This is a genomic window from Anaerostipes stercorihominis (assembly GCF_057535655.1).
On sequence record NZ_BAAJCL010000007.1, the window covers coordinates 101,832 to 121,203 of the forward strand.

A 19,372-nucleotide genomic window follows, 5' to 3' on the forward strand; every position below is an offset into this window, starting at 1 on the left:
AGACTTCTGTCAGGAGTCTCTTTTTCTTATACTTATCTTACAATAGAATTTGAAAATATGTGACAAAGGAAGAGGAAAACATGGAGAAAAGAATTTTAGGAAGAGACTTGGAAGTATCAGAAATCGGATTTGGATGTATGGGAATGAGTCATGCATATGGAACAGTTTCGACACAGAACGAAGCGGAAGAACTGATTGCAAAAGCAGTCGATTGTGGCTGCACATTTTTTGATACGGCAGAGGTATACGGAACAACAGAAGATCCGCATCACAATGAAAAACTGCTTGGGGAAGTGTTAAGCCCATACAGAAACAAAATTGTTCTTGCATCAAAGTGCGGGATACGTTTTGATGAAACTGCAACAACTGTAAATAAACCGTTAATCCCCGATGGACGACCGGAGACGATAAAAGCGTCGATTAATGGATCTTTGCAGCGACTTCATACCGATCATCTGGACTTATATTATATTCATCGCATTGATATGACAGTACCGATTGAAGAGACGGCAGGAGCTATGAAGGAGTTAATGGAGCAGGGAAAAATCACACACTGGGGATTATCGGAAGCCAGTGAGGACATTATCCGCCGTGCGCATAAAGTATGCCCGGTCACAGCAATCCAGAACAGATATTCTATGATGTACAGGGATTACGAGAAATTATTCCCGGTGCTTGAAGAATTAAACATCGGATTTGTTGCATTTTCACCGCTCGCAAATGGCTTACTGACAGCAGCATATCATTCTCATGGAGAATTTGAACGGCCGGGAGATTATCGAAGCATGATGCCACAGTTTACAGAAGAAGGACTGAAAGAAAATGAAAGATTTATGTTGTGGATCAGGCAGTTGGCAGAAGAAAAAAATGCCACACCGGCACAGATTTCTCTTGCCTGGATGCGTGCAAAGAAACCGTATATCGTACCAATTCCGGGAACAAGAAAAGTGAACAGGCTGGAAGAAAATATGAAATCAGCAGATATAAAGCTGACGCAGGATGAAGTAAAATCTATTGACGATAGACTTAATCATATGCCGATGTCGCAGGTGTTTGGAGGCTCGAAAATACAGAAGAAATAAAAGAGGTGAGCAATGAAAAAAGGGAAAAAGATAATCATAGGTATAATAGTGGCTTTATTGGTAGTAGTATTGGTGGGTTACATATATCTGTTTACGGGTTCTAAAATTAAAAATGTAAGCAATGATGTAATAAAAGGAGAGGAAGGTACCAAGTCTCTGGTTATTTATTTTACGAGGCAGGGAGAAATCCCGGGGAATGTAGATGCAGTTTCATCAGCAACACAGAATTCTAATGAAGGTATGGATGGAAGCGATACCGAAGCAGCTGCACGTATGATACAGAGTCTTACGGGTGCTGACCTGTATCAGATATACACTGAGCATTACTACAGAAAATCCTTTGCGGGAACAGCTGCAACTGCATGGATTGAAGAGCAGCTTAATTTAAGACCGAAGCTTGCAGCAAAGCCGGACAATCTGGATGATTATGACGCAATTTACGTGGGATATCCGATTTGGTGGTTTAATGCGCCGATGGCAATTGGAAGTTTTCTGGAAAGTTATGATCTGTCAGGTAAGACGATAGTTCCATTTTGTACAAGCCAGGATAATGATATTAGCGTCAGTATGGATTATATAAAAGAAGTTGCAAGTGGAGCAAATGTGCTGGACGGATATCGGATACATGGTGCGGATGTTGATGATGTGAAAGAGTGGCTTCAGAGGATTGGTGTATTAAACGACAACAATACAGAAAACCAAAACGCAGAAGGAAGCTTGGAAATGAAAACAAAAAAATCAGATAAAAACTATGAGAGTGCAACGATCCCTGATGAACTGGAATATATCCCCGATGGATATGAAGCTCCGGCAGATCAGCAAGGAAGTCTCCAGAAAATCACTTATGATACATGGGAATCCTTTACTTACGATCAAAAGAGTCAGAAACTCACAAAAGAAGCATGGGTATATGTTCCATACGGATATGATGAAAATGAAAAGTATAATGTTTTCTACCTGAGTCATGGTGGCTGGAGCAATGAGACGACGATTATGGGAACAGATAAAGATCCGCATTCTTTTAAAAATGTGATGGATCATGCAATTGAGGATGGAAAAATCAAGCCGCTTATTATTGTTTTACCAACCTATAATAATACAAGTGAAGAGGATAGTGGAGATTACAGTCTTGCAATTCAGCTTACCAATCAATTTCATAACGAGCTTGTAAGTGACTTGATTCCGGCAGTAGAGAGCAAATTCAGTACATATGCGGAAAATGTAACGGAAGAAGGATTAGAGGCTTCACGTGATCACAGAGGATTCGGAGGCTTTTCTATGGGGTCTGTAAATACCTGGAACACATTTCGGTATTGCCTGGACTATTTCAGATATTTTATGCCGATGAGTGGAAGTTACAGCACAGATGGACAGTATATGGCAGATCTGGTTAGACAGCAGGGATATGGCTCAGATGATTTCTTTATCTTTTCTGCCTCTGGAACAAATGATTTTGCGTATCATGCATTTAAGGCTCAGATCATGGCAATGGCGCAGGATTCGGATGGAATGTTTCGATTTGCAAATAATGAGACAGACGGCAATCTATCTTTTTTGGAGAGAGAAGGCTATGAACATGATCAGAAAGCATGTGATGAGTACACATATAATGGACTTCGATTTTTCTGGAATGCACAGTAAGAAAAAAATACAAGAAGAGAAAGGTGATGACTTATGCTGAAAAGACTATTTTCCATTATGCTAGCAGTTGTGGTGATAAGCAGTATGTTTACCGGATGTGGCTCATCTTCCGCAAAAAATAATCAAACAACAAAAAACGATTCTGCAGAAAAAAGTAGTGATATTAATAGTTCTTCAAATGCTGTTACGGAGGCGGTACAAAATAATACAGACAATGAGAATATTCTAATTGCTTATTTTTCGGTTCCGGAGAATGTTGACACAGATGGAATTGATGCAAATTCCGGAGCAAGTATAGTAGTAAAAAATAAGGACGTACTTGGAAATATGCAGTATATGGCGATGACAATACAAGAAGCAATCGGTGGAGAACTATTCAGAATCGAAACAAAGGAAAAATATCCTTTAGAGCATGAAACATTGGTCAATCAGGCAAAAGAAGAACAAAATGAAGAAGTAAGGCCTGAACTGGCAACACATATTGAAAATGTGGAACAATACGATATAATTTTTTTAGGTTATCCAAATTGGTGGGGAGATATGCCACAGCCATTATATACGTTCCTTGAAGAGTATGATTTTTCGGGAAAAACAATTATTCCTTTTAATTCCCATGGAGGAAGTGGATTTTCTAACACGATAGAAGAGATAAAAAAATTGCAGCCCAATGCGACTGTAAAAGATGATGGGTTAAGTATTTCAAGAAATGATGTAGCTGACAGTGAACAGGAGATTACTGATTGGGCGAAAGGATTTCAGTAATAGGAAAGAAAGGAATGGATATAAAAATGAAGAAAATGTTGGTTGTATATTATTCCTGGTCAAATGGAAACACCAAAAAAATTGCAGAGCAGCTGGCGGATGAGACAGGTGCAGATATTGCAAGAATCGAAACAACAGAGCCATATAGGGGCAGCCATGAAGATGTAGTTGAACAAGGGAAAAAAGAGGTAGAGGCAGGCTTTATGCCTCGGATCAATCCGTTATCTGTAAATCTTGCGGATTATGATGTGATTGCTATCGGAACGCCGACGTGGTGGTATACGATGGCACCGGCAGTGCTTACATTTTTGACAACAAATGATTTTACAGGAAAGACAGTGATTCCATTTATGACAAATGGTGGATGGCCGGGGCATGTTATAAAAGATATGAAGGAAAATTGTAAAGGAGCTACCTTTGCGCATGAAATGCAGATTCAGTTTGATTCTAATGGGAAGGACCATCTGGAAACTTCGGAAGATGTGATTACAGAATGGATTGAGCAGGTAAAGGTAGAGCTAAACAAATAACCATAAGGTTAAGACTGAGAAACAAACAGGAACTTCTGAAAGACGCATAAGTTGTTTATAATAAATGCAGAAAATAAAGAATGGAGGTACATGAAACATGGAATATACAACATTAAATAATGGAATTAAAATGCCAATGGCAGGAATTGGAACTTTTCTTCTGACTCCGGATCAGGCAGAAAGTGCAGTTTTAGAGGCACTGAAAGACGGTTACAGACTGATTGATACAGCAAATGCCTATGTAAATGAAAAAGCAGTAGGTCGTGCAATGAAAAAGTCAGGACTTACAAGAGAAGATATTTTCTTAGAGACAAAAATCTGGCCATCATTTTATATGCAGGAAGATGCTGTAGAAAAAACACTGGAACGACTGGATACAGATTATATTGACTTGCTTCTGATTCATCAGCCATCTGGAAATTATGTGGCAGGTTACCGCCTTATGGAAAAGGCATATAAAGAAGGAAAAGTAAAAGCAATCGGTCTTTCTAACTTTACAAAGGAACAGATTCAGGAAATTCTTGATATCTGCGAAGTAAAGCCGACAGTATTGCAGACAGAGGTGCATCCATATTTTCAGGAACTGGAATTAAAAGAATTTTTAACGAAAGAGGACATTAAAATTCAGGCGTGGTATCCACTTGGACATGGAGATGCAGCACTTTTAAATGATGAGACTATCGTAGAACTTGGTAAAAAATACCAGAAGAGTACAGCACAGATTATTCTCCGTTGGCATATTCAGGCTGGAAATATTGTAATTCCAGGCTCAAAAAACCCAGAGCATATCAAAGCAAACTTCGATTTATTTGATTTTGCTCTGACTGAGGATGAAATGAAAAAAATCAGTGGGCTTGATAAAAATGTAAGATATTATACAAGTACACCGGAATTGCTGAAAAAGTATGCCGAAATGGTACCGCCGGTAGATGAGCAGAAATAAGGGATAAGGAGAGACAAGACAATGAGAAAGAATTTTGGAGCAAAACCATTTTTATATCCACAGCCGGTTATGATACTTGGAACCTATGATGAAAACGGGAATGCAAATGCTATGAATGCCGCATGGGGTGGAATTGTAGGAGCAAATGAAATTATTGTAGATTTGTCAGCCCATAAGACAACCGACAATATTATAAAAAATAAAGCCTTTACAGTAGGTGTGGCAGACCTTGAACATCTGGTTGCCTGCGATTATGTCGGAATTGTATCTGCGAATAAAGAACCGGATAAAATGAAAAAAGCAGGTTTTACAACAACAAAGAGTGAATTTGTAAATGCACCGATTATCAACGAACTTCCATTGACTCTCGAGTGTGAGCTTGTAAAAGTCATTGATGGCAGCAAGTATCTTGCAGAAATTAAAAATGTGAGTGCAGATGAGAAATATCTGGGTGATGACGGAGAAATTGATCTTAATAAGTTTACACCGATTACATACGATCCGGTACATCACGGATATTATGGACTTGGAGAACGTGTGGGAAATGCTTTTAAGGATGGAGCACAGTTAAAATAAGGACAGGTGATTAAAGTGAAAAAAATTGTACAGACAGCAGGAAGAAACGCACTGAATGAATTTGCACCACAGTTTGCACATTTTAATGATGATGTTTTGTTTGGAGAAAACTGGAATAATCAGGATCTTGATGTAAAGACAAGATGTATTATAACAGTCGCAGCACTTATCGCTTCTGGAATGATTAATACATCTTTAGTACATCATTTTGAAAATGCAAAAGCTCATGGAGTGACTCAGAAAGAAATTGCAGCCGTGATTACACATATAGCATTTTATGCAGGGTGGCCGAAAGGATGGGCGGCATTCAATCTTGCAAAAGATGTCTGGAGTATAGATGAAGGTGATCTTTCATATGAAGATGAAGCAATGAGAGCTCATGCTAAAAAGATGATATTCCCGATTGGAGAGCCAAATGATAAATTTGCACAATATTTTACAGGAAAAAGTTTTTTGACGCCTGTATCTACGTCACAGGTTGGAATCTTCAATGTGACTTTTGAACCTGGTTGCAGGAATAACTGGCATATTCATCATGCAAAAAGCGGAGGCGGACAGATTCTTATCTGCATTGCAGGACGTGGATACTATCAGGAAGAAGGAAAAGAAGCAGTAGAAATGAAACCTGGAGATTGTATCAATATTCCGGCAGAAGTAAAACACTGGCATGGAGCAGCACCGGATGAATGGTTTTCACATCTGGCAATTGAAGTACCGGGAGAAGAAACATCGTCAGAATGGTGTGAAATAGTAACGGATGAGATATATGGAAAACTGAAATAAGTACTTTCTCCCAAAAGTGGGAAAAAGAAATTTTACGGCGGACAATTATGTCCGCCGTAAAATTATGTCTGTTTTGTTAAAAAGTCTGATAGCTGTTGTCCAAGAAAGAAACCAACCTGTGGATATAACTCTTGGACTTCCTGATATTTTGCTTCAATCATTTCTGGTTCATCAGCCCAGATCTTTTCATATATCTTGAAAGCTCTTTTAAAATGTGTTTTGGCTTGCGGAAGATTAGCGGTCATCAGATAAATAGTTGCAAGGGTTTCCTGAACTTTGGCATAATCCAGACAGTCATCGGAATGGTATTCCTTGATGATGCCGGATAATTTTTGCAATTCGGAGATTCCTCTTTCGGGTTCCTGCTGTTCTGCCAGAAACATTGCATAATTGGCAATCTGAGGTATGCTGTCATTTATATGAAGCAGGTTAAATTGGTCAAGCAGTGAGATACTTTTTTCCATGTGTTCTCTTGCAAGATCGTGATGACCGTTCATGCGGTAAAGTCCACCGAGATTGGCATGAAGATTGGAAACAAGGCGAGCATTGTCAGCAGTGATAGTTTCTATCTGGGCAAGTGCATCCTTTTCCAGTTTTATTGCTTTTTCAGGTTTGGATTCAAGAGTTGCCTGAAAATCCAGTAATAATGCCCGGTCAGAGTCGGTTCCAATGTTTTTTGTCTTTAACAGCCCCTTCAGTTCCTGAATGATTCCATTCATACCTTTGTGGTAGTTATAGTTATCCATGTATGGAAATGCATTTTCCAGAAAAAGCAGATACTTTGGTATATCATCCTTTTCAATCAATTCTATGATATTTCCGATTGTTTGAAATAGCTTTTTGTAATAATCTACTTCCATTCCATGCATTAAACATATTTTCTGTAAAGAATCCAGTAATATGTGACAGCTACTTACAGATGGTTTTGTCTCTGAAAGGGCAATTTCCTTAATCATCGGATGCAGGGAGATAGTGCGACGTTTTGTTGTCTGGACAAAACCAGTCTCAATTAAATCGTTGATTTCATTTAGTGTGGGCAGTTCCAGCCATTTGGCAAATATACGGGCAGAAATACCGGTGGAAGGAAGAAAGCACATATTACACATGATATCCTGCTGTTCAAGAGATAAAGTGTATAAAGAAAACAGCGTATGGATATGACTGTAATAGGTGGCTTTGCTGCTTTGTCCATCTTTGATTATTTTAATTTTATCTTCGTTATGGAAAGATGCTTTTTCCATCTGAAGTCTTGTTAATAACTGGTCTGGAGTTGAGATTCCATTTTCCAGAAGTTTTGCTGCCAGTTCCACGGCAAAAGTATGAGAGTGAACAGTTTCGATGATCTTTTCAACTGTTGCCCGGTACGTGTCTGCCTCTGAATAGAATACCGATGTCAGCTGGAAGAGAGCATTCATATCCTCTATTTCTTTTAATGGCAGAGTACAGTATTCATCCAGTTTGCTTCTGGTTGTAAACAAAATCTGGCAGCGATATTTTAATACTACTGACAGAAAGCTGTCCTGTGTCGCAGTGACATTAAAATTATCTATGATAAGCAGAGTATCGGATTTCAGGGAACGAAGGAAACGGTTATGTCTTTGAAACCGTTCCTGTTCAGTGCTTTCCGGCAGATCGTCAATAAAATCCATGTCAGTAATATCCTGATGAAGATTGCCGGTATATTCTACATAAAGGATATTGGTGTATTGCTTTATGTACCGCTTTGCGTAGGCTTTGGCAAGTTCACTTTTTCCGATTCCGGCGATTCCGCAAAGAAAAACATGACGGTTTTCCTCAAGCATGGTATATAATTCTTCCAGTTCTTTATCTCTTCCGATAAAATGACGGCATGGTTTCGGAACCTCACTGTCCATAATATAATCCAGCACAATGGGGGATAAAGCGCCTCCGGCGAGCAGCTTCTGATTTTTGGTATTACGTTTGATGAATTGGCGTTCCATGCCAAAAGAAATCAGTTTTGCAAGAAACAGCAGTCTTGAACTGGCTGGTTTATATAAGGGAGTCAGATTTTTCTTTTTCGCATCTGAGATGCTGTCATCCTGAATGAATAAAGTGTAAATATCTTGTATAGCCATATTACAGTCAGACATCAGTGGAAGAAGATTCTGGTGGATGGTATGGGCTAATTTTTCCTGATTGGATGGCTTGGAATAGTAAGCGGATATTTTAGGACTGATTTTAGCCTGACCAGTCATCCAGCGGCAAACCAGACCGTTATCCATTGAAAAATCCTGATTTGCCGGATCATCCATAAAATCTTCAAATAATTCGTATAAAAAATCAGGCTGACTCATTTGATTACTTTCGCTGATATGATTTTTTAAGCAAGTGCTAATAGAAGAAAAATCGCATCGATTCAATAGAAATTCCCCTTTCGTAGTTAAGATTGAGTATATCTATCATAACACGAACATACATTCGATTCAAGGAAATACGGATATTTTTAAAGTGATTGTGTCAATTTACAATCAATTTCTATTCAATGTGGTTTTCAGGCAGGTTCTGTAAAATAAGCTCAGAACAAACAATAACGGGAGGAGCTTATGCAACAGAATATTGAATTTGAGCGGTGCATTGATTTTCTGGTACGGATGATTGATAAGTACGGCGAAGAAGTCCTCCGGGAGTTGGAGGAAGAAAAACAGAATAAGGAAGAAAAAGAAGCGGCAGTTTCCTGAAATACAAAATGTAAATCAGACTGTCGCTTTTTTGTGAAATTATTCGGTTGCGTTATCTTTTACTTCTGCAAGCATAATCTGCTCTAGTCGGTCAATATCTGGAAATACCACTTTTTTGCCTCTGGAATGAAGTTGACGAATTTTTTTCATACGTGTTGTTACTTCCCTGTGAATGGAATGCTTAACAGGAACCGGATTATTATTTCGAGTATGTATATGGTCAAGATAGTACTCTCTGATTGGAAACATATTCTGGAGAAGAAAAGCAGCTTCTTTTCCATCAAATTCACCTAAAACAATCGTTAGGCACTTTCCGTATTTAGCCACCTGTTTATCGTGTATTGCTTTAAACTTTTCTACACGAGAACTGAGTGGAACCATCCATAACAGAGAAGTTTTATTGTCACGCAGACAGTAAAAAGTAGGACGGTATGTACCGCCCTCTTTGTTCTGCATTAAGTTGGAATCCTGTACTTTTTCAAAGTATTCATCTTTAATATGGTAAACGTATCCTTCTTGATATATCATGTTTATCACCTATAAAATAAGCCCTGCCATGCGGCAGGGCCGAAATTTTCGAGCCGGACATTTATTAGACGCTTCCGGTGAGCGAACAATATTTTCGAGCCGATCACTTATAAGCCGCCAACGGTGGGCGAACAATATTTTCGATGACAGAAATCCTGTCTCTATCATTATTATATGGTTGTAACGAAAATATGTCAATAAAAAATAAAAAGAAGTATTGAAAATAGTTGGAACAAGTACTAAAATAAGGTTGGGACAATGAAACAGAGTTATACTGCGAGGAAGATTATGAAGAATAAAAAGATTAAATGCGATATATATACCAGAGTATCCACAACCATGCAGGTAGATGGCTACAGTCTGGATGCTCAGAAAGAAAAACTCAAGAGATATGCGGAATTTCAGAATATGGAAATCGTAAATGAGTATTCAGATGAAGGTAAGTCTGGAAAGAGCGTAGAGGGCAGACCGGAATTTCAGAGAATGTTGGATAATATTGAGAATGGAACAGATGAGGTACAGTTTGTACTGGTGTTCAAGCTTTCCAGATTCGGTCGTAATGCGGCAGATGTTTTAAATTCTTTGCAGAGGATGCAGGATTTTGGAGTGAATCTGATCTGTGTTGAAGATGGAATTGACAGCTCAAAAGATAGTGGAAAGCTGATGATTTCTGTTCTGTCTGCGGTGGCAGAGATTGAACGAGAGAATATCCTTGTTCAGACAATGGAGGGACGTAAGCAGAAAGCCAGGGAAGGAAAATGGAACGGTGGATTTGCTCCATATGGCTATGAATTGGTAAATGGAGAATTGCAGATTGCAGAGGACGAAGCAGAGATTATTCGTCTGATCTATGACAAATTTATTCATACCAATATGGGAATCTCTGCGATTGCCGCATGGCTGAACCAGCATGGATATAAAAAGAAAAAACGACAGAATAATACACTGGACGCATTTGCCTCTTCGTTTATAAAAGGCGTTCTGGATAATCCGGTATACTGTGGAAAGTTGGCTTATGGACGAAGGAAGAACGAGAAAGTTTCAGGAACAAGAAATGAATATCGCATTGTAAAACAGGAAAATTATATGCTGCATGATGGTATCCACGAAGGAATTATTTCAGAAACAGATTGGGAGCTGGCACATCAAAAACGGGAAAAAACAGGTGTGAAATATGAAAAGACGCATAGTCTGGATCATGAGCATATTTTATCCGGAATATTGAGATGTCCGTTATGTGGAAGCGGTATGTATGGAAACGTAAACCGAAAGAAAAAGAAAGACGGAACCTTATATAAGGATTATTTCTATTATGCCTGCAAACATCGTCGCCTGGTAGATGGTCATAAATGTGGATATCGTAAACAATGGAGCGAGGAGAAGATTAACAATGCAGTGGAAGAAGTTATTCGGAAACTGGTGAAAAATCCTAAATTTGAAGAAGCAATTCTGAATAAAATCGGTTCAAGAATAGATACAGAGGAAATAGAAAAAGAGATTGAAGGATTGGAAAAGCAGCACAAGCAGTTGACCGGAGCAAAAGCAAGACTTGGACAGCAGATGGATAGCCTGGACATCATGGATAAATTTTATGAGAAGAAATATCAGGATATGGAGACAAGGTTATACCGTCTGTATGATGAAATTGAAGGCGTGGAGAATAGTATAGAGGAAGTAAAGAATCGCCTGTTGAATATCCAGCAACAGAAAATATCAGAAGAAAACGTCTATCAATTTCTTTTATATTTTGATAAACTATATGATAAGTTCACCGATCTGGAGAAGAAAGAATTTCTTAACAGCTTTGTAGAACGGGTGGACATTTACGAGCAGGAGCAGCCAGATGGCAGATTCCTGAAGCACATAAAGTTCCGTTTTCCGGTGTATTTTGGAGACAGGGAGACACAGGAACTTTGTTGGGACAACGAAAGTACCGTTGAGACGGTTGTAATGCTTTCCCACAAAAAACCTGACAGTGTAATCAATGTAAAAGTCGAGTTTGGCGAGGGTGAGGGCAAAGTACCGCTTGATAATATTGCTAAAAGAGCCGAAGCGTACAAGCCGAAAGAGAGAGTTACCTACAAAATGATAAAGGAGTACATAGAAGCGAAATATGGCTTCAAGGTACATACTGCTTATATTGCGGAGGTAAAGAGAAGTTTGGGCTTGCCGATGTATGATGCACCTAATGCGGTAGAAGAACTGAAACAGCCGAGGAAACATCCTACAATAGAAAAGGTAGAAGCTATAAAGGATGCTTTGAAATATTTTGGATTAATTTAAATATGATTATTTTGATAGATGTATGAAGGATTGTATCAATTTCTGATAAAGGGTATAATTATTGTAAAAGAATTGGATGTTGATTCGGAGGGTGATTCATGGAAAGGTTAAAATATATTATTGAAGATAGTACTATTGCAGAGGTACTAGGGGTACAGAATTTTACAAATGAAGAATCAGCAGTACTAGAGCTTGTAAAAAATGCATACGATGCTCAGGCATTAGATGTTATAATTATCATTTCCAAAGCTCAGATTATAATTGAAGATAATGGAATGGGGATGAATCGTCAAAAAATACTTGAGGCATGGATGCATGTTGGTATAAGCGATAAGGAATACCTCATAGGTGAGGGAGATGCTGCAAGGATCTTGGCAGGTTCTAAAGGAGTTGGTAGATTTGCCATAGCTCGTTTGGGTGCAAAAGCCAGTGTTTATACAAAAATGGATGAACAAGAAGCTGTTTTGTGGAAGACGGATTGGAATACCAATACTTTGGAATCTTATCAGAATCCAAAAGAAAGAGGTACCAAAATAGTCATAGAGCAACTTCGGGATAACTGGACAGAAGCACGAGTGCGTAATTTGCGTGAGTTTTTGTCTAGAACCTATAATGATGATAAGATGAAGATACAAGTAGAGTATAAAGAAGACAGAAAAGATGTGATGCGATATTTTGGAAAAATACAGTTAGGCGTTAATTGTGTTAGTTTAATACGGCTTCAGTATCTTGCGGAATTTCAGAGGTTAGTATGTGATATAGAATCAGACGAATTTAAAGACAATGTAAGAGATTTATGCCCAGAGATTGATATAAAGGCACAGAAGATAGAACTAAATATTGTAGACGAACTTGATGATATGAAAAATGATTTATCTGAAGAATCAACCGTTGAAGAATGGAAAGAGATCTTGAAAAATGTAGGGGATTTTTCGGCAGAATTATATTTTTCCTTAAAAAACCCTTCTAAATTTGATGCGGAAAAGTATTTTTATAAGCATAGAATATTGGATAATCGGTATGAAGCGGGTGTTGTTTTGTACAGAAACGCATTTAGTATTTCATCTTATGAAGGTAAGAAAGACTGGCTTGGATTTGGAAAAAGAGTTAGAAAGTCTCCAGCAGCGGCCAGTCATCCTACAGGATCATGGCGCGTTCGTGAAAATCAAATATCGGGTAAAATTATTATTGATAAAAAGAAAAATAGAGGGTTATCTGATTTGATGAATAGACAGGGGTTAGTAGAAAATGATATTTATAAGGTATTTGTTGCAATTATTATTGCAGGGATAAATTGTTTTGAAAGATATCGGCAAAGTATAGTTCGCTGTATTGCAAATAAGTATAATGAGTCAAAAGAAGAAAACAAACCTAAAGTTATTGATAGTGTAATGAAAAATCCAGAAAAATTGACAGAACTGTCATTAGAGGAAAAGAAGTTGTTTTTGGATGAATTGGAGCAGATGAAAAAAGAAAATACAGAAAGTAAAAAGCAGATGGATGAAACAGAAAGAAGATATAAATATGATATTCGGCTGTTGAATATGCTGGCAACTTCTGGACTAAAAGCGACATCCATTGCACATGAAATGTATAATGACAGAAATAGTATTGATGAAAATGTTGAGTATATTATAAAAGCGCTAAAACGGTATGAACTTTGGGATGTTGTGAATGATGAAGAAAACAGAAGATATATGCATAGAGATATTCCAGCACTTTTACAAAAAAATCAGAGGGTAAATAAAAAAATTATCACTTTTATGGATGTAATGTTATCAGAATCTGAAAAAGAACAGTTTTTGCCAGAAAATGTTGATGTATATGATCTTTTAAAGAATATAAAGTCTGTTTGGGAAAATGACTATTCATGGATTAATATTCAATTGCATATGGAAGAAGGATTGGAATATAGAAGTGCAAAAGATATTTTTAGAGTAATATTTGACAATTTGATATTGAATAGTATTCAACAAAATGATGCTGAAAACATACTAGATATTCATATACATGCAAAAAAAAGAGGAAAATATATCTATTTGGTGTATTTAGATAAAGGAAAGGGACTTTCGCCAAAATATAAGGTTGATCCAATGCGTATTCTGGAAGTTCATGAAACATCAAGAAAAAAGGGACATGGAATAGGTATGTGGATTGTGAATAATACAATTACTAGCACAGGCGGAGAAATACAAAAAATTGATGGACTCAATGGATTTAAAATGGAATTTATGATAGGAGATAAGATATGAGTATAAAAGAGAAAATAAATCTTGTTTATATTGATGATGATCGGGATGAAGCAATATCTGCTTATTTAGAAGAGGATTATAGGAGTGATAAATACGATGTGGAATATCATGAGATTGAATTTGAAGGAGATAAAGGTTATGAGAACTTATTAGATTCTCCAGAGGTGGCTTCAGCGAATGTTATTTTGATTGATTCTAGGCTGTTTGAAAACGATAGTATAAAATGTAAAGGCAAATTTTCGGGAGAAGAGTTTAGAATGATATTGAGAAAAGTATTCCCTTTTATAGAGGTGTTAGTAATTTCACAGAATGGAGAAAATAAGAATTTTGAAATTATTCCAAAGTATAGAAGTGGAAGCCCAGAAACATCAAAAGAATATTATGAGCGGGTGTTAAAGGACAAAATAGATGAATGTATAAAGAGAGTAATTACATTTCGAAATATTTCTAAGAAATTGGAGAATAATAATGGGATTGAAAAATTTCTAGTTGAAAAGGCAGTAGATTCTTTAAATGGAATAAATGATTATGAAGATTTGTCTAAAGAAGACATTGATAAATTGATTGCTGCTTTCCAAAGCATGGAATAGGAGTATGTGATATGACAAGAGATAAAGATTATAGAAATACGGAATATTGTCCTGAATTAAATAAAGTAGAGGAGCAAAAACAAATTTTGGAAAATGAGATTAAATCAGAGTATCCAAGAACGAAGATAGTCTACAACAAGGTAAGTAAGAGGGACAGTATGTATCATAGAAAATTTGCTCAAATTTATAACAATAAATGTGCATATTGTGGTGCTTTGTGGGGGCTTTTGCCTGTGGAGTCTTTTGAAGTAGATCATTTTTTAAATGAAGCTTCTTTTCCCGATACATTGGAAGGAAGAATAGAAGCCGGCAAAATAGTTAATTTGGCGTGGTCTTGTATATCGTGCAATCGAGGAAAGCGTGAAATTACAATGAAGTCGCCATATGATGTCCTGCTTAATGTAGATAATGGAAATATAGCAAAGGTTTTTAGGCGAGACAAAGATTATTACATTAGAATTTGTGATACATATCAAAATGATAAATTCATACAACAATTTTATGAAAGCCTTCATTTGGGATATGAGACAAGACGTTTAGATTACTTGTGTTTACAACTTGATGGGAAATATCATGCTGAAAAAGATGAGAAACGTAAAAATCTTTTTTTAAAAAGCCTTCATATTTTATTGAAGAGAAGAAATTGTATGACGGTCACAGGCGGGGCAGTATAATGAAAAGGTTAGAAGACAAGTTATCAGGTTCTTACTATACGCCATTTAGGACGATTGAGTTCATGATAGAATATTTAAAAAGAGAGCAAAAAATATATAGAAGAGTTCTAGAACCGTCGGTGGGGGATGGGCGTTTTATAGATGCATTTGCAAAAGAGAAAAATATTGAGCGTTTCGTAGCTGTAGAGTTAATAGAAGAAAAGGTAAGGCAATTAAAAAATAAGAGATATTCGCAGCAAATAGAGATAGTTGCAGATGATTTTTTGAACTTCTCGGAAAAAACTAATGAAAAGTATCAATTGGTTATCGGAAATCCACCATATATTAATATTAAAAATATGGAAGGTGATTCAAAAGAAAAGGCAAAAGAAATTTGTGAAAAGTATCAATTACCTAGTTCTTTAATGCAAAATATGTGGGTTGCTTTTGTGTTGGCGGCGGTATCCTGTTTAGAAAGAAATGGAACCATTTTTTTTGTGCTTCCAATGGAGTTTCTTCAAGTCCAATACGCAGAAAAAATTCGTTTGTTTTTAGAAGAGCATTTTGATACAATACATATTCTGTCTTTTAAGGAAAGAATGTTCCCGAAGATAGAGCAAGAATCTTGTTTGGTCTATTTGACAAACGAGTTAAAAAAACAACCATGCATAAATTTTAAGATATATGATAGGTTAGATTCAAATGTTCCCAGTTATTGTTCCAAAATTGAAAGAAATAAACCATTAAAAAAGTGGACAAATGCTATTTTGTCAGATGTGGATATTGATTTATTGAATCTGATTGATCAAAAATATAAAAAAGTATCCGAGATCTGTGATGCTTCACCAGGGATTGTAACAGGAGCAAATAATGAATTCATTTTAACAAGAGAACAAGTAGAACAACTAGAGTGCTATGAGTTCATTTTGCCAACAATTCCCAAAAGCAATATACTAAACGGACAATTTATTATAACACAGTATGTAGTTGAAAAGATTGGAGAAAAAGGGAATCGCATTTATTTATTAAATCTTTTGAATGTCGATGAAAAACTTTTCTCAGAACCTTTGAAGAAATATTTAGTAGAAATTGGAGAAAAAGAAAATACATCTAAAATAAAATTAAAAGATAGATATAAATGTAGGAATAGAAAGCCATGGTATGGAGTACCCATTGTACGAAATGGTGATCTTTTTTTCTTTAAGAGATATGATAAAATACCGAGGATATGTGTAAATGAAGCAGATATTTATACAACAGATATTGCTTATAATATGAGACTGAATTCAGAATATGATAAAAGTAGTATGGCGTTTTGTTTTTATAATTCGCTGACCTTAACTCAATGTGAATTTTATGGTCGTTATTATGCTGGAGGGGTTTCAGAATTAACACCAAGTGAGTTTAAAAGACTAGCTATACCTTATCGCAAAATTGATAAAAAAGACATTGAGCGATTGTCAGAAATGTTTAAAGAAAGTGAAGATGTAGACAAAATAATTGCATTTGTCAATTCAAAAACAATAGAGAAAGAATGGGAGTATAAACAAATATTAAGACTAGATGAGATGCGAAGAAAGCTGATGGAAAGAAGATTACTGTAGAAAGAAATATTTGTCGGAAAAGAGTAAGTGATATTGTTGATGCAATTACTTCATATTTGTTGAATAACATACCAAGATAGTTGTAAATGCTGGGACCATAAAGCGATTGCATGCTTGCGTGCAGCACAGGCAGCTGCTAGGGGTGCAATCTAAAGTGGCTTTTTTATTTGAGTTTACGCTTACATACGAACAGGCTTTAGCGTATCGGAAACTGACAGGGCATACTGTTCGTAAAAGTTATTGGAAAGATTTAACAATACAAGTTTATATCGATTTGGACATTGAGTGTCGTTGAGAAATCAACGGCACTTTTTGCATATAAAATAAAATTCAGGAGGTAATGAGAATGTCAACGAGAGAAAGCAACATTAGGGTAGCGGTTTATGTCAGGAAGTTTTCGGAAAAGGAAACATTGCTTTTCCCAGAAAGAAATCAAGAAGAAATATGTACAAAAGTTATTGGTGCTAATGACAATTGGAATTTGATTCAAATTTATCAGGACGATAATTGTTCTCAGAAATCAACTTGTCCACAGATTAATCAGTTAATCAGAGATGCGGAAAACAGAAAAATTGATTTGATTATTACACCAGAAGTAGAACGGTTTGGAAAAGACGCTATCTCAGCATATGAATTGTCACAAAAGCTTTTGGAATATGGTGTCGGAATTAAATTTGTAGAGAATCAAATTTTTACGAAGAATCCGATGGAGTTGTTGAAACTGGAAATTATGGCTCAGATGTTGCAAAAGAAGAAAGAGCATCAATCGGAATGCATTAAAATTGGAATAAAAAAGAAGAAGGAAAGGTAGAAAAGTGTATATTTTTGAAATTTGCACATTCGTCAAATAATGGTTGTATCTCTATAATATAAAGAGTACAACCGTTTATTTTTTACGGAGGTATTTCAATGGAAAATGTAACTAAGAAAGAAGCGGATGGTATTGGACAACCTTGTGAATGCAGAGAAGATGAAACTGAAAAATTCAATGTGTTTATTCAAGAAATGGTACAGGCTGTAGAGAAATATGGAAAACAGGTGCTTCAGGACTTAGACTGTGTTGCGTAATTTACGCAACCTTACATATCACATTTTCCAAAATATCGGAGGTGGTAAAATGAACAGAGAAGGGAAAAAATGTGTTTTGTATCCGAGAGTAAGTACCGAGATGCAGGGATACAGTTTGGAAGGACAGAAAAACAGTTTAAAACGGTTTGCAGACCGTGAAGAAATGGAGATTGTCGGCATTTATGAGGATGCAGGAAAGTCTGGAAAGTCAATCGAGGGGCGACCTGCATTTAAGAAAATGCTTTCCGATATAAAAAACGGATTGGAGATAGAGTATATTCTGGTTTATAAACTTTCTCGTTATGGAAGAAATGCTGCTGACATCTTAAATTCATTAGAATTTGTGCAGTCTTATGGCATCAATCTTATTTGTATAGAGGAAGGGATCGACTCATCCCAGACAAGTGGAAAGCTCTTAATCTCTGTTCTGTCAGCGGTTGCGGAGATTGAGAGAGAAAATATTATTGAGCAGACGATGAATGGACGCAGGGAAAAAGCAAGGCAGGGCGGTTGGAACGGCGGTTTTGCACCATATGGATATTACCTGAAAGATAATCAGCTTTTAATAGAGGAAACCGAAGCTGAAGCAATCAGAATTATTTTTGATAAGTTCGGAAATTCAGATATAGGACTTGGCGGAGTTGCTAAATATCTCAACCTGCAAAGTATAAAGAAAATTCCTCGTCAGAACGGAAAATTAGAAACATGGAGCAGTCATTTAATACGGCAGATATTAGATAACCCTGTTTACTGCGGAAAGATTGCTTATGGTAGAAGAACAAGGGAAAAGGTCAAAGGAACAAAAAACGAATATAAACAGGTTCATACTGACGATTACATTTTAGAGGACGGGCAGCATGAGGGAATTGTCAGCGAGGAACTCTGGCAGAAAGTTCATGCAAAGCGGAAAGCAACAGGAATTAAGCAACCGTCAAAGGTTGGTAAAGATAGGGCGCATCTTCTGACTGGTGTTTTGAAATGTCCCATTTGCGGCAGTTCAATGTACACGAATAAATACGCATGGACAAATAAGGATTGGTCCTATGTCAAGAAAAAGCACAAATTAAATGTAACCAATTTTCTCTATTTTTAGCAAAGTTTAACTTGCAATTTTTACTGCATTCTTTTCAAGCTTTTCGAGATATTGTTCCTCGTATTCATTTGGAGACAAATATCCACAATGACTGTGAATGCGTATGGTATTGTAAAATGTTTCGATGTATTCAAAAATCAATTTATATGCATGCGTGTAGTTGGTCCTATGTCAAGAAAAAGTACAAATGAAATGTAACCATTTTTTCTCTGTTCTGAGCAAATTTCAACTTGCTATTTTTACTGCATTCTCCTCGATGTTTTTAAGATATTGTTCCTCATATTC

General features: G+C 36.6%; 18 protein-coding genes and 1 pseudogene. 16 read left to right on the forward strand and 3 right to left on the reverse strand.

Going from position 1 to position 19,372, the window contains the following annotated elements; genetic code table 11:
* Positions 1 to 80 precede the first annotated feature (80 nt).
* From AC27EF_RS08470 to AC27EF_RS08500, 7 genes are all read left to right on the forward strand, one after another.
* Positions 81 to 1,082, forward strand: coding sequence for an aldo/keto reductase (locus tag AC27EF_RS08470; protein WP_487110281.1), 1,002 nt, complete (start codon positions 81 to 83; stop codon positions 1,080 to 1,082).
* 12 nt (positions 1,083 to 1,094) lie between these two features.
* Complete coding sequence (locus AC27EF_RS08475; RefSeq protein ID WP_487110283.1) at positions 1,095 to 2,723, forward strand: flavodoxin; 1,629 nt, start codon at positions 1,095 to 1,097, stop codon at positions 2,721 to 2,723.
* A gap of 33 nt (positions 2,724 to 2,756) precedes the next feature.
* Positions 2,757 to 3,485: a flavodoxin gene (locus tag AC27EF_RS08480; protein WP_252198881.1), complete on the forward strand. Its 729-nt coding sequence runs from the start codon at positions 2,757 to 2,759 to the stop codon at positions 3,483 to 3,485.
* A 14-nt stretch (positions 3,486 to 3,499) separates the two neighbouring features.
* Positions 3,500 to 4,015: a flavodoxin gene (locus AC27EF_RS08485; protein ID WP_330622266.1), complete on the forward strand. Its 516-nt coding sequence runs from the start codon at positions 3,500 to 3,502 to the stop codon at positions 4,013 to 4,015.
* A gap of 97 nt (positions 4,016 to 4,112) precedes the next feature.
* Positions 4,113 to 4,958, forward strand: coding sequence for an aldo/keto reductase (locus tag AC27EF_RS08490; RefSeq protein WP_195601723.1), 846 nt, complete (start codon positions 4,113 to 4,115; stop codon positions 4,956 to 4,958).
* A gap of 21 nt (positions 4,959 to 4,979) precedes the next feature.
* Positions 4,980 to 5,534, forward strand: a complete 555-nt coding sequence (locus AC27EF_RS08495) for a flavin reductase family protein (protein WP_195601722.1) — start codon at positions 4,980 to 4,982, stop codon at positions 5,532 to 5,534.
* Positions 5,535 to 5,549: 15 nt separating this feature from the next.
* Positions 5,550 to 6,317: a carboxymuconolactone decarboxylase family protein gene (locus AC27EF_RS08500; RefSeq protein WP_195601721.1), complete on the forward strand. Its 768-nt coding sequence runs from the start codon at positions 5,550 to 5,552 to the stop codon at positions 6,315 to 6,317.
* Between the two features lie 62 nt (positions 6,318 to 6,379).
* Here the strand turns inward: AC27EF_RS08500 and AC27EF_RS08505 are convergent, their stop codons facing one another.
* Positions 6,380 to 8,632: a tetratricopeptide repeat protein gene (locus AC27EF_RS08505; RefSeq protein ID WP_487110286.1), complete on the reverse strand. Its 2,253-nt coding sequence runs from the start codon at positions 8,630 to 8,632 to the stop codon at positions 6,380 to 6,382.
* 249 nt (positions 8,633 to 8,881) lie between these two features.
* On the opposite strand from AC27EF_RS08505, the gene AC27EF_RS08510 reads away from it, so the two are divergent.
* Positions 8,882 to 9,016: a hypothetical protein gene (locus AC27EF_RS08510; RefSeq protein WP_004844681.1), complete on the forward strand. Its 135-nt coding sequence runs from the start codon at positions 8,882 to 8,884 to the stop codon at positions 9,014 to 9,016.
* Positions 9,017 to 9,055: 39 nt separating this feature from the next.
* On the opposite strand, the gene cptIN is transcribed toward AC27EF_RS08510, so the two are convergent.
* On the reverse strand, positions 9,056 to 9,544 hold the full coding sequence (cptIN, locus tag AC27EF_RS08515) for a type III toxin-antitoxin system CptIN family toxin (RefSeq protein ID WP_015528542.1): 489 nt from the start codon (positions 9,542 to 9,544) through the stop codon (positions 9,056 to 9,058).
* A gap of 288 nt (positions 9,545 to 9,832) precedes the next feature.
* Here cptIN and AC27EF_RS08520 point away from each other — a divergent pair, with 288 nt between their 5' ends.
* The 8 genes from AC27EF_RS08520 to AC27EF_RS08555 all read left to right on the forward strand — a co-directional run bounded on the left by AC27EF_RS08520 (position 9,833) and on the right by AC27EF_RS08555 (position 19,087).
* Positions 9,833 to 11,827, forward strand: a complete 1,995-nt coding sequence (locus AC27EF_RS08520; RefSeq protein ID WP_487110289.1) for a recombinase family protein — start codon at positions 9,833 to 9,835, stop codon at positions 11,825 to 11,827.
* Between the two features lie 98 nt (positions 11,828 to 11,925).
* On the forward strand, positions 11,926 to 14,079 hold the full coding sequence (locus tag AC27EF_RS08525) for an ATP-binding protein (RefSeq protein ID WP_487110291.1): 2,154 nt from the start codon (positions 11,926 to 11,928) through the stop codon (positions 14,077 to 14,079).
* Entirely contained in the window at positions 14,076 to 14,669 is a 594-nt protein-coding gene (locus AC27EF_RS08530; RefSeq protein ID WP_487110293.1) for a hypothetical protein, read from the forward strand. The genes AC27EF_RS08525 and AC27EF_RS08530 overlap by 4 nt, the downstream gene beginning before the upstream one ends.
* Before the next feature lie 11 nt (positions 14,670 to 14,680).
* Positions 14,681 to 15,343: a hypothetical protein gene (locus AC27EF_RS08535; RefSeq protein ID WP_487110295.1), complete on the forward strand. Its 663-nt coding sequence runs from the start codon at positions 14,681 to 14,683 to the stop codon at positions 15,341 to 15,343.
* Positions 15,343 to 16,926, forward strand: a complete 1,584-nt coding sequence (locus AC27EF_RS08540) for an Eco57I restriction-modification methylase domain-containing protein (RefSeq protein WP_487110296.1) — start codon at positions 15,343 to 15,345, stop codon at positions 16,924 to 16,926. The genes AC27EF_RS08535 and AC27EF_RS08540 overlap by 1 nt, the downstream gene beginning before the upstream one ends.
* A 346-nt stretch (positions 16,927 to 17,272) precedes the next feature.
* Positions 17,273 to 17,737, forward strand: a complete 465-nt coding sequence (locus tag AC27EF_RS08545) for a recombinase family protein (protein WP_487110298.1) — start codon at positions 17,273 to 17,275, stop codon at positions 17,735 to 17,737.
* 98 nt (positions 17,738 to 17,835) lie between these two features.
* The gene (locus tag AC27EF_RS08550; RefSeq protein WP_487110300.1) at positions 17,836 to 17,994 is read left to right on the forward strand and encodes a hypothetical protein; all 159 of its coding nucleotides are present in this window, start codon (positions 17,836 to 17,838) and stop codon (positions 17,992 to 17,994) included.
* Between the two features lie 49 nt (positions 17,995 to 18,043).
* The gene (locus AC27EF_RS08555; RefSeq protein ID WP_487110302.1) at positions 18,044 to 19,087 is read left to right on the forward strand and encodes a recombinase family protein; all 1,044 of its coding nucleotides are present in this window, start codon (positions 18,044 to 18,046) and stop codon (positions 19,085 to 19,087) included.
* A 6-nt stretch (positions 19,088 to 19,093) separates the two neighbouring features.
* On the opposite strand, the pseudogene AC27EF_RS08560 reads toward AC27EF_RS08555, so the two are convergent.
* Positions 19,094 to 19,231 (reverse strand): annotated as a pseudogene (locus tag AC27EF_RS08560) (IS3 family transposase); the annotation flags it as partial.
* Between the last annotated feature and the right edge of the window lie 141 nt (positions 19,232 to 19,372).

Coding starts and splice junctions, on each gene's coding strand:
- AC27EF_RS08520 (WP_487110289.1), top strand. CDS start 9,833: ATGAAGAATAAAAAGATTAAATGCGATATATATACCAGAGTATCCACA.
- AC27EF_RS08470 (WP_487110281.1), top strand. CDS start 81: ATGGAGAAAAGAATTTTAGGAAGAGACTTGGAAGTATCAGAAATCGGA.
- AC27EF_RS08505 (WP_487110286.1), bottom strand. CDS start 8,632: ATGAGTCAGCCTGATTTTTTATACGAATTATTTGAAGATTTTATGGAT.
- AC27EF_RS08540 (WP_487110296.1), top strand. CDS start 15,343: ATGAAAAGGTTAGAAGACAAGTTATCAGGTTCTTACTATACGCCATTT.
- AC27EF_RS08550 (WP_487110300.1), top strand. CDS start 17,836: ATGGAAAATGTAACTAAGAAAGAAGCGGATGGTATTGGACAACCTTGT.
- AC27EF_RS08555 (WP_487110302.1), top strand. CDS start 18,044: ATGAACAGAGAAGGGAAAAAATGTGTTTTGTATCCGAGAGTAAGTACC.
- AC27EF_RS08545 (WP_487110298.1), top strand. CDS start 17,273: ATGTCAACGAGAGAAAGCAACATTAGGGTAGCGGTTTATGTCAGGAAG.
- cptIN (WP_015528542.1), bottom strand. CDS start 9,544: ATGATATATCAAGAAGGATACGTTTACCATATTAAAGATGAATACTTT.
- AC27EF_RS08475 (WP_487110283.1), top strand. CDS start 1,095: ATGAAAAAAGGGAAAAAGATAATCATAGGTATAATAGTGGCTTTATTG.
- AC27EF_RS08495 (WP_195601722.1), top strand. CDS start 4,980: ATGAGAAAGAATTTTGGAGCAAAACCATTTTTATATCCACAGCCGGTT.
- AC27EF_RS08485 (WP_330622266.1), top strand. CDS start 3,500: ATGGATATAAAAATGAAGAAAATGTTGGTTGTATATTATTCCTGGTCA.
- AC27EF_RS08510 (WP_004844681.1), top strand. CDS start 8,882: ATGCAACAGAATATTGAATTTGAGCGGTGCATTGATTTTCTGGTACGG.
- AC27EF_RS08525 (WP_487110291.1), top strand. CDS start 11,926: ATGGAAAGGTTAAAATATATTATTGAAGATAGTACTATTGCAGAGGTA.
- AC27EF_RS08480 (WP_252198881.1), top strand. CDS start 2,757: ATGCTGAAAAGACTATTTTCCATTATGCTAGCAGTTGTGGTGATAAGC.
- AC27EF_RS08490 (WP_195601723.1), top strand. CDS start 4,113: ATGGAATATACAACATTAAATAATGGAATTAAAATGCCAATGGCAGGA.
- AC27EF_RS08530 (WP_487110293.1), top strand. CDS start 14,076: ATGAGTATAAAAGAGAAAATAAATCTTGTTTATATTGATGATGATCGG.
- AC27EF_RS08535 (WP_487110295.1), top strand. CDS start 14,681: ATGACAAGAGATAAAGATTATAGAAATACGGAATATTGTCCTGAATTA.